The sequence below is a fragment of the Labedaea rhizosphaerae genome (genome assembly GCF_004362825.1).
Classification (GTDB): Bacteria; Actinomycetota; Actinomycetes; order Mycobacteriales; family Pseudonocardiaceae; genus Labedaea; species Labedaea rhizosphaerae.
In genome coordinates this window covers 54,913-67,564 of sequence record NZ_SNXZ01000004.1, presented here as the reverse complement: position 1 = coordinate 67,564, position 12,652 = coordinate 54,913, and the positions used below count along the sequence as shown (strand labels likewise).

Genomic DNA, 12,652 nt, shown 5'->3' with positions numbered 1-12,652 from the left:
CTTCCGCTGCGGCAACCGACAAGCGTCGGCTCGATCGATCGGCCGAATCCGGGCGCTCCGCTAACCTGTAGGGATGGCAGCGCCGTCCGAGTCCCCGGGATCGGAATCGCCGGGTCCGGCTCCCGAGACGTCCGAAGTGGACGGTCTCGCGGCCGACGACGAGCTGCTCCCCGAGTCCACAGTGGACTGGAACGGGCTGCCGGACGCCGTGCGCGCGCGGCTGGCCGACCTCGGCGCCGAGGCGCTCGGTGAGCTGTCCCGCCCGGACGTGCCGCAGAACCTGCGCCCGGTCGCGAAGTTCGCCCCCGCCAAGCGTGCGCGGCTCGGCGGCCCGGCCATCGTCGGCGCACTGCGGGACTCGCGGGTGTTCCGGACCGCGGTCGTCGAGTGGGTACGCGAGCACCACGCCTCCGCGCTGGACCTGACCAGCGGCGACGCGGCCGCGTCGGCCGCCGCGGCGGTGCTGCTGGGCGAGGAGAACGCCTCCTTCTACGTGGAGCTGGTCGCGCGCCGGGCCGGCGACGCCGCCCTGCGGGCCGAGCGCGACGCGGCGAAGTCCCGCGCGGAGAAGGCCGAGCAGGAGGCCGCGCGGCTGCGCAGCGAGCTCGACGCGGTGGCCGGGGTGTCCGACCGGATCCTCGACGAACGCGAGGCCGAACTCGACAAACTGCGCAAACGCCTGCGCGAGCAGGGCGTCAAGCTGCGCGCGGCCCGTGACGAAGCCGAGCGGGCCGTCGCCGCGGTGGCGGAGGTCCGGGCCGAGTACGAGGACCTGATCGCCAAGCTGATCGAGGAACGCGACACCGAGCACGAACGCGCCGAGACCGAGCGCGCCAACGCCCAGCGCGCCAAGGCCGACATGGAGATCGCCCGCCAGTCCGCCCGCGAGGCCCGCCAGGCCGACGAGGTCCGCCTCTCGCTGCTGGTGGAAACCCTCGACGGCGCCGTGACCGGGCTGCGCCGCGAACTCGCCCTCGGCGGCACGGGCCCGCGACCGGCCGACCTCGTCCGCGGCGCGACCGCCGGGCAGGGCACCGCGGGCCGGGTGGACGACCCGGCCGCGCTCGACCGGCTGCTCGCCTTGCCCGCCGTGCACCTGGTCGTGGACGGCTACAACGTCACCAAGACCGGCTATCCCGAGCTGCCGCTGGCCGACCAGCGCGACCGCCTCGTGCACCAGCTCTCGTCCCTGGCCGCGCGCACCGGCGCCGAGGTCACGCTGGTGTTCGACGGGGCGGGCGTGATCGCCGTGCCGATCGCCGCGCCGCGGGGCGTGCGGGTGCTGTTCAGCGACCCCGGCGTGCTCGCCGACGACGTCATCCGGGCCCTGGTGACCGCCGAACCCGAAGGCCGCCCGGTCATCGTCGTGACCTCCGACCGCGCCGTCGCCGACTCGGTGCGCAGGCGCGGGGCCCACTCGGTGCCCTCGGCCGTCCTGCTGGCCCGCCTCGGGCGGGTGTGAGCGTCACGTCGGCGGCCCTTGCCGCGTTGTCACAGGTGTCAGGGTCGAGGAGGTGTGATGCGGCGCGCGCGGGTGGTGACGGCGGTCGTGGTCGTGCTCGCGGGCTGGGTCGCCACGCCGGTCGCCCTCGCGGCGCCGACGCCTGAGCCAGGCGCCCCCGGAGCGGTGCCCGACACCCGGCCGGGCACGGCGTTCGCCGACCCTCGGGTCGCGCAGCTGCAGGTCACCGCGACCGAGGTGCAGCACGAGCTCGCCGGGCTCGCCACCCAGATCCACACCGCCGAGACCGACCTCGGCAAGGCGACCGCCACCGCCAACGCCGCGCGTGACCGTCGCAAGCAGGCCGACGCGGTCGTGGCCGCGCGCCAGGGCGAGATGGACCGCTACGCGGTGGCCGTGTTCGGCGCCATGGGCCAGCCCAACAGCATGCAGGCGTTGTTCAGCGCGGCGAGCCCCGAGGACTTCCTCGACGGCGCCGACCTGCTCGGCGAACTGCGCAGGCAGGCCGAGCAGCGGCTGACCGCGGCGATGCAACGACAGCGTTCCGCCACCGCCGCCGAACAACAGGCGAGCCAGGCCGAACAGCTTGCGGCGCAACGGAAGAACGCGCTCGACCGGCGCACCGCGGACGCGACCAACCGGGCCGCCGCCGTCTCCTCGGAGCTGCGCGGGCAGGTCGCCGCGGCCGACAACGCGGTGATCGCCATGCAACGCGCGCAGGCCCAGCGCAACGCCGACACGAAGGCGAACTGGCAGGCCTACCTCGACCGCCTGCACGCCGCGGGCATCACCCCGCCACCCGCGGGCGCGCTGCGCGACCCCGCGCACCTGCCGGGTGGCCTGACCCGCCTCGGCGCGCCTGGCGTCGCTCAGACCTCCGCACACGGCCAGACCCTGTTGGTGCTGCCCAAGGAGACCATCGACGCGGTCTCGGCGGCCATGGGGACGCTGGGCAAGCCCTACGTGCCGCACAAGAGCGGCGGCGGGCCGGTCGCCTACTCGTGCGACGGCCTCGTGCACACCGTCTACGGCGGGGCCGGGCTGTCGCTGCCGCCGTCGGTGGGCGAGCAGTTCGCCCAGCTCGCCCCGGTCGCGACCGCCGACGTCCAGCCCGGCGACCTCGCGTTCCTCGGGCCGCGCCAGTACGGCGTGCAGGGCGTGGGCATCGTGCTCGACCAGCACACCATGCTCGCCGCGGACGGGCGGCTGGCCGGGGTCGTGGTGACCGACCTGCCCGGTCCGGACACGGTGCTCGGGTTCGCCCGGCCCGCGTTGGCGCACCGGCCCGCCCAGCCCGTGCCCGCCGCCACCGACCGCGGGCTGACGTGGCGGTGCGGTGGCGTCCAGCTGCCGCCGTCCCCGTCCGGGCAGACCTCCGGGGCGTGGGGCGGTTACCCCAACGGGTTGATCCCGGCCACCGCGCTGTGCCCGATCGGCATCGGCGCGCACGTGCTGCGCTGCGACGCCGCTGAGTCGTTCAAGGCGATGTCCCAGGCGTACCAGGCGGTGTCGGGCCGGCCGTTGTGCGTGACGGACTCGTACCGGACGTTCGACCAGCAGGTGAAGCTGTACGCGCAGAAGCCGGCGCTGGCCGCGGTACCCGGGACCAGCAACCACGGCTGGGGCCTCGCCGTGGACATGTGCGGCGGCGTCGAGCACTGGGGCACGCCCGAGCACGCGTGGATGGTGGCCAACGCGGGCGCGTTCGGCTGGACCAACCCCGGGTGGGCGCAACCGGGGCGCGGCCGCGAGGAGCCCTGGCACTGGGAGTTCAGCTGAGACGGGAGTTCAGCTGATCTTGGAAATTCGCTTGACTCCCGAAATTGTCAGACCCCCTGCTTAGCCTCGGTCCCGAAAGGTTGAAACGCCTGGAAGGGGACCTCGAGATGATCGTGGACTGCGAGACCTGCGTCGTGCGTGGCGACGCGTGCAAGGACTGCGTGATCACCGTGTTGCTCGGGGCGCCGCCGAGCGTAGAACTGGGCTCGCCGGAGCAACGCGCCATCGACGCGCTCGCCGACGCCGGTCTCGTCCCGAGGCTGCGCCTGGTGCCCGCGGTTTCGTCCGAAACGCCCGGCAGCAGCACGTCAAACGCCGAACGGTCGCCAGGTTGCGGTGAGCGGCGAGAGCCTCGAGTGAGCTGAGCGACCCCCTTCCCGCGCCCCGCAAACGAGCCCCGGCTGACGTGGGCATTCCCAGTGTGCAGGGGGCCAACTGGGAAAGCGGCGGGACAGGTGTAGGCACGGTCACATTGCGCGGTCGGTGCTGCTCCATTGGTGTTTCGGGGCCAGTTGGCAACCTTTTTACGGGGTGGCGGTAGACGCCTGGACTCACTTTTCGTAACCTGTCCGAGATCTCGCGGCAGGTAGCCGCCCACACAGGAGGGCGACTCCGCGGGATCGCCGCCGAGTCGGTCTTGTCGGGGGACCGGACCGGAACCTTCCGTAACGGTTGGGCCAGCGGGGTTGCAGGCTGTCTTCTGCCCGTGACCTGCTGAGCGTCGCCGGGACGTTTCGTTCCCGGGCGTGTGCTTGGCCCGCGGCGGTCAACGGACGAAGGAGACACGCGCGACGTGGCGTCGCAACGACTGAAGCGCACGATGCGCGGGGCGCTCACGGCTGGTGCCGTGATGGCGATTGTCAGCCTTTCCCCTACCCCCGCCCTTGCCGATCCTCCCGCCTCCGGCACCACCACCCAGCCCGCCCCGAAGACCGCTTCGGAGGCGATGAAGCAGTACCAGGCGCTGTCGAAGCAGGCCGAGACCGTCAACGAGGACCTCCTCAAGGCCAAGGACGACCTCAAGCACAAGCAGACCGACCTGCAGCGCGCGAACTCCGACCTCGCCAAGGCCAAGACCATGGTCAAGGACGCGGGCACTCGTGAGAACGAGTTCCGCGACCAGGTCGACCAGCTGGCCGGCGCCTCGTTCGAAGGTGCCCGGTTCAACCAGCTCTCGGCGCTGTTCACCGGGACCAACGCGCAGGACTTCCTCGACCGGGCGTCCGCGCTCAACATCCTGGCCAGCGGCAACGCCAAGGTGCTGGAAGGCCTGCAGAGCGCGGTGAACGAGGCGCAGCAGGGCCAGACCCTCGCCGCCGACGCCCAGCGCCGCGCCGCGACGGCCAAGACCACGGCGCAGAACCTGGTCAACCAGATCCAGCAGAAGAAGACGGACCTGGAGAAGCAGGCCAACAAGGTCCGCGAGGCGTACAACAAGCTCTCCGGTGCCGACCGCGACTCGCTCAACGGCAACTACGACCCGACGCTGTTCATCGCGCCGCCCGGCACCGCCGGCAAGGCGATGCAGGAGGCGCTCGCGCAGGTCGGCAAGCCCTACGTGTGGGGTGCCGCAGGCCCGAACAGCTTCGACTGCTCCGGGTTGACCATGTGGGCGTACGGGCACGCGGGCATCTCGCTGCCGCACTCGAGCCGGGCCCAGTACCAGATGGGCGTCCCGGTGAGCCGGGACGCGCTGCAGCCGGGTGACCTGCTGTTCTTCGGCAGCAGCGCGAGCTCCATCCACCACGTCGCGATGTACATCGGTGACGGCAAGGTCGTCCACGCGGCGACCTCCGGCCAGCCGGTCAAGATCTCGCCGGTGGAAGGCGCGGGCAGCGACTACTTCGGTGCGAAGCGCATCGTGTCCAGCTGACCTGCTCCACGACAGACGAAGCCGCCCGGAACCGCCCAGGTTCCGGGCGGCTTCGTCTTTGTCCGGGTCCGCCCTCCCGCTCGCGCGGTTTTCCACAGGCACCCGGTTGTCCACAGATCCCGCCAACCGCCGTTCCGGAGCCCCCAGTCCGATAGACTGGGACTCGGGGAGCCCCCCGTGGCGGGTGGGGGCTGTGTACGCGCGCGCGAGGCGAAAGCGTTTGTCCGCAACGGGTTTTGGGCCCGGAGTAGGTTTGTGATCATGGTGGATGCCTGGCAGGCGCGGGCCAACGAGTTGTACGAGCGGGCGACGTTCGCCGCCGACCCGCGAGCGCTGGCCGAGGGCGAGGCGCTGCTCGACTCGATCGAGGCCGACCTGGCCCTGGCCCGTGGCCGCCTCCTGCACGCGAAGTTCCTCGCCGACCGGCAGGAGGACCCGGCCGAGCTGGCCAACTTCGAGCGAGCCGTCGCGCTCTACGTCAAGCTGGACGACCCGACGGGCGAGGCCGAGGCGCGGTTCTGGCTCGGGCTGGTCCACCAGGTCGTGCGCGGCGACACCGACACCGCGGCGCCGCACTTCGAGCGCGCGCTGGCCGGCGACCCGCTCGTCCGCAGCTACGCCGCCCGCCACCTCGGCTTCCACGCGCAGGCCAAGGGCGACACCGGCCAAGCCGAGCGGCACTTCGAGGAGTCCCTGCGCCTGCGCCGCGAACTCGGCCACGGCCCCGCGACCGCCGCCGCGCTGCTCCCGCTGGCCACCCTGGCCGCCGAGGCCGGCCGCGCCGACGAGGCGACCGCCATGCTCGCCGAAGCCGAACGCCTGGCCGAGCGGGCGCCGGGGGTGCAGAGCTGGATCGCCGCCACCCGCGCCGACCTCGACGGGTGAAATACGATCGACCGGTGACTGCCGCGAGGGTTCGGGCCTGGCTGGGCGCGTTCGTGGCGTTGTGCGTGGTCACGGGCATCGCGCTGCTCGCGTGGCCGAACACGTCGACCGCACCCGGCCAAGGCGCCGTCGCCAGCTCGCCGAACCCGCAAGGCGACGCGACCGGCGCGGCCAAGTCCACCGCCGTGCGCGGACTGCTCCAGCGCCGCGCCGACGCCCTGCTGCACCACGACAAGAAGGCCTTCCTCGCCACCGTCGACCCCAAGGCCACCGCGGCGTTCCGCACCACGCAGACCAACCTGTTCGACAACCTCGCCGGCGTCCCGCTCGGTCACTGGGCCTACCGCATCAACCCCGTCGACGCCGTCGACCCGGCCGCGCTGCGCCCGGCCGATCCCGCCGACCTCGCCGGCCCGGCCGCCCGCGGCGACGAGCTCTGGGCGCCGCGCACCGACCTCGACTACGCCCTGCGTGGCGTCGACGCCCAGCCCACGACCAAGACGATGGGCTACCTCTACGTCCGCCGCGGCGCCCAGTGGTACCTGCGCTCGGACACCGCCCTCGACCGCACCGACCGGCGCACCTGGCGCGGCCCGTGGGACTTCGCGCCGGCCAAGGAACTGACCACCAAGCGCGGCTTCGTGCTCTACCACCCCGGCGACGAGGAGATGGCCCGGCGCCTGGCCGACGAGCTCGACAGCGCCGTGCAGGCCGTGTCCAACGTGTGGGGCACCAACTGGCCGATGCGGGTGGCGATGGTGCTGCCAGCGACCGCGACCGAGATGCGCGCGCTGGTCGGCCCGGACTTCCCGATCAACGCCGTCGTCGCCGTGTCGGTCGCCGACCACGTCGACCGCGACCACCACACCGTGCAGGGCCAGCGCGTGGTGTTCAGCCCGAACGGCTCGCGCGGGCTCTCGCCGGTGGCGCTGCGGGTGGTGGTGCGCCACGAGTTCACCCACATCGCCGCCCGTGCGGACACAGTGGACGGCACACCGCTCTGGGTGCTGGAGGGCTTCGCCGACTACGTCGGCTACCGCACGAGCGGGGTCGAACTGGCCCAGGGCGCACCGGATCTCGCCCAGCAGGTGGCGGCCGGCCAGGCGCCGAGCGGGCTGCCGACCGACGCGGCGTTCCGGTCGAGCGGGCACGAGCTGGACCTCGCCTACCAGCAGGCGTGGACGGTGATGAAGTTCCTCGGCGACAAGTTCGGCCAGGCCAAGCTGGTCCAGGTCTACCGCGCGCTCGCCGGGGCCGGCGCGCAGCCGGGGGAGAAGCTGGACCAGCAGCTGCGCGGGCTGATCGGCATGGACCGCACCGCACTGGTCGCCGAGTGGCGCGAGTACCTGCGTCGCCAGCTCGGCTGAGCCGCCGGTAGGGTCGCCGACGTGCGCAGGACATTGCTGGTGACCAACGACTTCCCGCCGCGAGCAGGCGGCATCCAGCACTACCTGCACACGCTGGCCATGCACCTGCCCGACCAGGAGTTGGTCGTCTACGCGCCGTCGTGGGAGTCGCCGAACGGCTCGCACCCGGAGTTCGACGCGAAGCAGCCGTTCACCGTCGTCCGGCACCCGACGTCGCTGATGCTGCCGGTGCCGTCGGTGGCCAAGCGCGCCAAGGAGATCGCCCGCGCGGAGGGTTGCGACACCGTCTGGTTCGGCGCGTCCGCGCCGCTCGGGCTGCTCGCGCCGGCGTTGCGCAAGGCCGGGGTGGACCGGTTCGTCGCCAGCACGCACGGGCACGAGGTCGGCTGGGCCATGCTTCCCGGTTCGCACCAGGCGTTGCGCCGCATCGGGTCCACTGTGGACGTCCTGACGTTCGTCAGCCGCTACACCCGGTCCCGGTTCGCCGCCGCGTTCGGCCCGATGGCCGCGCTGGAGCACCTACCGTCCGGTGTGGACACCGAGCGATACCGGCCGGACCCGGCCGCACGCGAGGAAATCCGCGCCCGCCACGGGCTCGGCGACCGGCCGACGGTCGTCTGCGTGTCCCGGATGGTCCCGCGCAAGGGGCAGGACATGCTGATCCTGGCGATGCCGAAGATCCGCGAGCTGGCGCCGGACGCGGTGCTGCTGCTGGTCGGCGGCGGCCCCAACAAGCACCGGATGCGCGCGCTCGCGGACGCGACCGGCGTCGGCGAGCACGTGGTGATGACCGGCTCGGTGCCCTTCGACGAGCTGCCCGCGCACTACGTCGCCGGAGACGTCTTCGCGATGCCGTGCCGCACCCGCGGTGGCGGGCTGGACGTGGAAGCGCTCGGACTGGTGTTCCTGGAGGCGTCGGCGGCCGGGCTCCCCGTGGTGGTCGGCGATTCCGGCGGGTCGCCGGAGACCGTGCGGGAAGGCGAGACCGGGCACGTGGTGTCCGGGCGCGACCTCGACGGGATCGCCGCGGCGGTCGGCGGCCTGCTGGCCGACCCGGAACGAGCCGCGGCCTACGGCGCCGCGGGCCGCGCCTGGGTCCAGCGAGACTGGCGCTGGGACGACCTCGCTGCCCGCCTGGCCGGCTTCTTGAACGGCTGACCCCGACCAGCTGATCCCGCGCACCCGTTGACTGGCCCGCTGACAAGCCCGCTGCCTGGCCCGCCGAAAATGTCGCGCCTCGCGTAGACCAGACCCCCACCCTCCCGGGGGGCGGCCCCTGTTCCAGTCTATCGGTTCTCAAGCGCCGCAACGGGAATCGACGAGATCTGTGGACAACCAGTCGCCTGTGGACAACTCGCCGAACAGATGTGCTGGACGGGCAAGCTGAACGGGAGAAGGGTGACCCGGGCGGCCGGTCCTCGGCGGCTGCCCGGGTCGGCTCCTCCTGGGCCACCCTCCCCGCGACTGCGATCGGTCAGTCGCGGACCGCCCAGGTCTCGAGGGTCGAGAAGTCCTCATCGTCGACGGCCGGCGCGGGTCGGCGGGGCCGTGCGGGAGCCGCCTCGACCGTCGCCTCGACGGGAGCCTTGACGGGCGGCACCTCGGCAGCGGCAGAATCCGCGGCGTTCATCTTGTCCAGCCCGGTCGCCGCCGCGAGCTGCTCGGCCACGTCGATGCCGATCACCGGGGTCAGCACCGCGATGCCCTGCGACAACGCGTCCGCGGCGGCTTCCGTGGTCAGCCGGTGGATCTCCGCGGCGAGCTTCGCTCCGCCCAGCCTCAGCGCCGCATCGGACAGCGTGAGCTCGACCAGCCGACCGTCCAGCGTCACGGTCAGCGCGATGCCCGACCCGCTGGTCGACGCACGGATGGCGCCGAGCCGGTCGAAGAGCCCCTCGGTCGCGTCCGAGAACTGCTCCGCGCGGTCGAACAGCTCCTCGATCGGCTCGTCGCGCAGCGCCTCGGGCTCCCACGGCGTGTCCAGCCACGGCAGGCGGTGCCGGGTCATGACAACCTCCAGCTGTCCGGCACGGTGGCCTCGGCCTGCTCGGCGGCCTCCGCGTCCAGACCGAGCCCGAGCGCGTCCACGTGCTCGGCGGGCAGGTCGGCCAGCACGTCGTGCAGTGCGTGCTTGGTCTTCTGGTTGGCCTTCGCGGTGGCCGTGCCGACCAGGTCGAGGATGGTCTCGGCGAGCCGCGCCGGGCCGAGACCCAGCGCGTGGTCGTCGATCTTCAGCTCGGCGAGCCCGCCGCCCGGGTAGGTCGTCACGGAAACCGTGTCGTGGTGGGCGCTCGCGGTGGCGGTGATCTCGTTCACGACGGGTGCACCCCGCCGTAGAAGGTGCCGCTGGACAGGGTGTGCGTCTGGCGCCGGACGGCGTCGCCGCTGTTGCCCTCGATGGTGTGCACGGTGTTGCCGTCCACGCTCTCCACGATGGCGATGTGCGTGCTGGTGGTGGTGTTCTGCGGGCCGGAGCCGAAGAGCAGCACGTCGCCCGGCCGCACCTGGTCGAGGTGCTTGCTGTCGTATGCCAGGTGGTGCTGCTGCCCCCACGTGTAGACGTCGCCGGTGAACGCGTACTGCGGGATGTTCACGCCCGCCTTGCGCCACACCCACGTCGCGAAGAGCGAGCACCAGTAGGTCGTCGGTCCGTACTTCTGCTTGTTGCTGCCCGGCGGGTGCTCGGTGGTGCCCAGTTCCTTGCGGGCCCGGTTCACGATGTCCTTGCCCTTGGCCGAACCGTGGGTCTTCGGCGGCTCGTGCTTGTGGACCTTCGCGGGTGCCTTGTGGTGCGCCTTCTTCGGGTCCGCGTAGCCGTCGTGCTCGACGTGCTTCTCCAGCGCCTTGAGCTGCCGGGCCGCGTGGGCCATCTCGGTGTTGACCTTGTCGAGGTGGCTCTTGGACTCCGCGGTGTAGTGGCGCACCAGGTCGACGACCTGGCCGACGCCCTTCACCAGCGCCGCGTGGGCACCGCTGCCCTGCACGCTGCGGGCCGCGTCGAGGATCGGCGTGGCCTTGCCGACGTACTCGTCGATCAGCCGCACCACCGCGGTGTGGCCGGAGTCGAGGTGACCGGCGACGCCACGCACGATGGCCGCGCCCTTGCTCGCCGACTGGGCGGTCGTGGCGAGCGAGGCGTTGACCTTCTTGGCCCGGGTGTGGAACTTGTCCGCGGTCGCACCCGACCAGTGCCCGGTCAGGCTGCTCGCGTTCTTCGCGTGCGTCTGGTGGTACTCGTCGACGTTCTGGCCGACCGTGGTGAGCACCAGTTCGGCCTTCTGGGCGTCGTCGGCCTTGCCCGCCAGCCGGTTGCGGTGCTCGATCATCTGCGCGGCGGCGGCCAGCGCGATGGACCGCGAGTCGGTGGCCGGCGCGGCCGTCCCGCCGTTCGCCGCCGATCCGCCGTGGGCGGGCTTGTTGTGTCCGACCGCGCTCTTGTCCTGGCCCGCCATCGCTGCTCCTCGCCTCGCGCTGATGAGAGCAACGATCGCCGCAGCACCGCTTCGAGGGCCATCCACCGTGCACGCGTGAGCAGCTCAGCTGCACAGCCGGTCACAGTTGGGCGGTCAGTTACCGACGGGTCAGCCGTACAACGCGGCGATCTCTTCCGCCCGCACCTTCGCGATGACGTCGCGCCGCGGCGACTGCCCGCCGGCCAGCTCGCCGGTGGTCTCGCTCAACTCCTCGTCGAGCACCCGGAACCGGCGGATCCGCACCGACGCACCGCGATTCGCCGCGCTCACGGCCGCGGCCAGTGCGGCGTCGAGGCCGACCCGGTCCTCGCCGAACCACAGGTCGGCGACGTCCTGGTCCACGGTGAGCAGCGCGCCGACGAACGGGCGCTGGTCGCCGACGACGACGCACCGGCTCACCAGCGGGTGGCTGCGCAACCGGTCCTCGAGCGGGCCCGGGGCGACCTCAGGGCCGTCGATCGTGCGGATGGTGTCGCCTTCGCGGCCGGTGACGTGCAGGTACCCGGCGTGGTCCAGGCGGCCCACGTCACCGGTGGCCAGCCAGCCGCCGCTCGCGTCCTCCGCTGGTGCGACCGCGTCGCCGCTGATCAGGATCGTGCCGTCGTCCTCGACCCGGACGGCCACGCCGGGCAGAGGCATGCCGACCGAGCCGGCCACCGCCGCGTTGCCGGGCGTCTCCAGCGCGGCGAACCCGCCGGCCTCGGTGAGGGAGTAGCCCTGGAACACGGGCACGCCCGCGCCGCGGAAGAAGTGGGTCAGCCGCCGGTCGAGCTGCCCGCCCGCGCACAGCACGCCGATGCAGCGCCCGCCGAGCGCGCCCCGCACCCGCGGGTAGACCAGGCGGGTCGCGGCGAGGTGCGCGAGCCGCAGCGACACCCCGTGCACCTGCTCCTGGCTGCGCCGCACGGCGACGTCCGCGGCGAGGTCGAACACCCGGCCGTTGCCGTCGGCGTGGGCCCGGCCGGCCAGCAGGCCGTAGACGCGTTCCAGCGTGCGCGGCACGGTCACCAGGAACGTCGGGCGGAACGTGCCGAGGTCGGTGCTCAGGCTCTCCTCGTCGGGCAGGTGGCCCAGCGTGGTCCGCGCGTACACGCAAGCGAGCGCGGTGGCGCGCAGGTGCGGCTGGGTCATCGCGCCGAAGAGCAGCGTGGAGTGCCCGGGCCGCAACAACTGCGGCACCGCGGCGAGGCAGCCGCGGGCCTGGGCGAGCAGGGTGCGGTGGGTCTGGCGCACGGCCTTCGCCGGGCCGGTGACCCCTGCCGTGTGCACGATGCTCGCCAGGTCGTCGGCCCGGACGGCCAGCCGGCGCCGGTCGACCTCCGTGTCGTCGACACCGGCGCCCAGCGCGGTGAGCTCGTCGATCGCCGGGGCGACGTCCTCTTCCGCGTCGAGCTGCCACACCCAGTCGAGGTCGGCGAGGCGGTCGACCACGCGCGCGACCACCTGCCGGTGCGCGGCCGAGTCGACGACGAGCGCCTTGGCCCGCGACTGGGACATGATGCGTTCGACCTGCTCGGCCGGGGCCGAGGGATCGATCGGGACGCTCACGCACCCCACGGTCCAGCAGGCGAACTCCAGCAGCGACCACTCGTAGCGCGTGCCGCACAGCAACGCGATCTTGTCGCCGGGCGCGAAGCCGACGCTGATCAGCCCGCGGGCGACCGCACGCACGTGCGCGGCGAAGTCGCGGGCGGTGACGTCGAGCCACGAGCCGTCGACGAGCCTGCGGAAGCTGACGGCGTGGGCGAACCGCTCGGCGTTGGCCGTCACCATGTCGGTGAGGTTTTCCTCGGCGCTCACCTGCACAGGGGGC

11 protein-coding genes are annotated in these 12,652 nt (G+C 72.8%); 7 read left to right on the top strand and 4 right to left on the bottom strand.

The annotated features are described in order from the left end of the window. The first annotated feature begins 73 nt into the window (after positions 1 to 73). The 7 genes from EV186_RS22985 to EV186_RS22955 all read left to right on the top strand — a co-directional run bounded on the left by EV186_RS22985 (position 74) and on the right by EV186_RS22955 (position 8,524). Positions 74 to 1,462, top strand: coding sequence for an NYN domain-containing protein (locus EV186_RS22985; protein WP_133851480.1), 1,389 nt, complete (start codon positions 74 to 76; stop codon positions 1,460 to 1,462). Positions 1,463 to 1,519: 57 nt separating this feature from the next. Then, a complete protein-coding gene (locus EV186_RS22980) occupies positions 1,520 to 3,241 on the top strand; it encodes a D-alanyl-D-alanine carboxypeptidase family protein (protein ID WP_133851479.1) in 1,722 nt (573 codons plus the stop codon). An 80-nt stretch (positions 3,242 to 3,321) separates the two neighbouring features. Further along, a complete protein-coding gene (locus EV186_RS22975) occupies positions 3,322 to 3,606 on the top strand; it encodes a hypothetical protein (RefSeq protein WP_133851478.1) in 285 nt (94 codons plus the stop codon). 581 nt (positions 3,607 to 4,187) lie between these two features. Beyond that, the gene (locus EV186_RS22970; protein WP_166659290.1) at positions 4,188 to 5,114 is read left to right on the top strand and encodes an NlpC/P60 family protein; all 927 of its coding nucleotides are present in this window, start codon (positions 4,188 to 4,190) and stop codon (positions 5,112 to 5,114) included. Positions 5,115 to 5,375: 261 nt separating this feature from the next. Next, entirely contained in the window at positions 5,376 to 5,999 is a 624-nt protein-coding gene (locus EV186_RS22965) for a tetratricopeptide repeat protein (RefSeq protein ID WP_133851476.1), read from the top strand. Between the two features lie 14 nt (positions 6,000 to 6,013). Next, the gene (locus tag EV186_RS22960; protein ID WP_133851475.1) at positions 6,014 to 7,366 is read left to right on the top strand and encodes a gluzincin family metallopeptidase; all 1,353 of its coding nucleotides are present in this window, start codon (positions 6,014 to 6,016) and stop codon (positions 7,364 to 7,366) included. 21 nt (positions 7,367 to 7,387) lie between these two features. Next, entirely contained in the window at positions 7,388 to 8,524 is a 1,137-nt protein-coding gene (locus EV186_RS22955; RefSeq protein WP_133851474.1) for a glycosyltransferase family 4 protein, read from the top strand. Between the two features lie 316 nt (positions 8,525 to 8,840). Here the strand turns inward: EV186_RS22955 and EV186_RS22950 are convergent, their stop codons facing one another. The 4 genes from EV186_RS22950 to EV186_RS22935 form a co-directional block, all read right to left on the bottom strand. Beyond that, positions 8,841 to 9,374, bottom strand: a complete 534-nt coding sequence (locus tag EV186_RS22950) for a hypothetical protein (protein WP_133851473.1) — start codon at positions 9,372 to 9,374, stop codon at positions 8,841 to 8,843. After that, positions 9,371 to 9,682, bottom strand: coding sequence for a YbaB/EbfC family nucleoid-associated protein (locus EV186_RS22945; RefSeq protein WP_133851472.1), 312 nt, complete (start codon positions 9,680 to 9,682; stop codon positions 9,371 to 9,373). Before EV186_RS22945 ends, EV186_RS22950 begins: the two co-directional genes overlap by 4 nt. Then, positions 9,679 to 10,818, bottom strand: coding sequence for a CHAP domain-containing protein (locus EV186_RS22940; RefSeq protein ID WP_133851471.1), 1,140 nt, complete (start codon positions 10,816 to 10,818; stop codon positions 9,679 to 9,681). The genes EV186_RS22945 and EV186_RS22940 overlap by 4 nt, the downstream gene beginning before the upstream one ends. A 129-nt stretch (positions 10,819 to 10,947) precedes the next feature. Beyond that, entirely contained in the window at positions 10,948 to 12,639 is a 1,692-nt protein-coding gene (locus tag EV186_RS22935) for an AMP-dependent synthetase/ligase (protein WP_133851470.1), read from the bottom strand. Between the last annotated feature and the right edge of the window lie 13 nt (positions 12,640 to 12,652).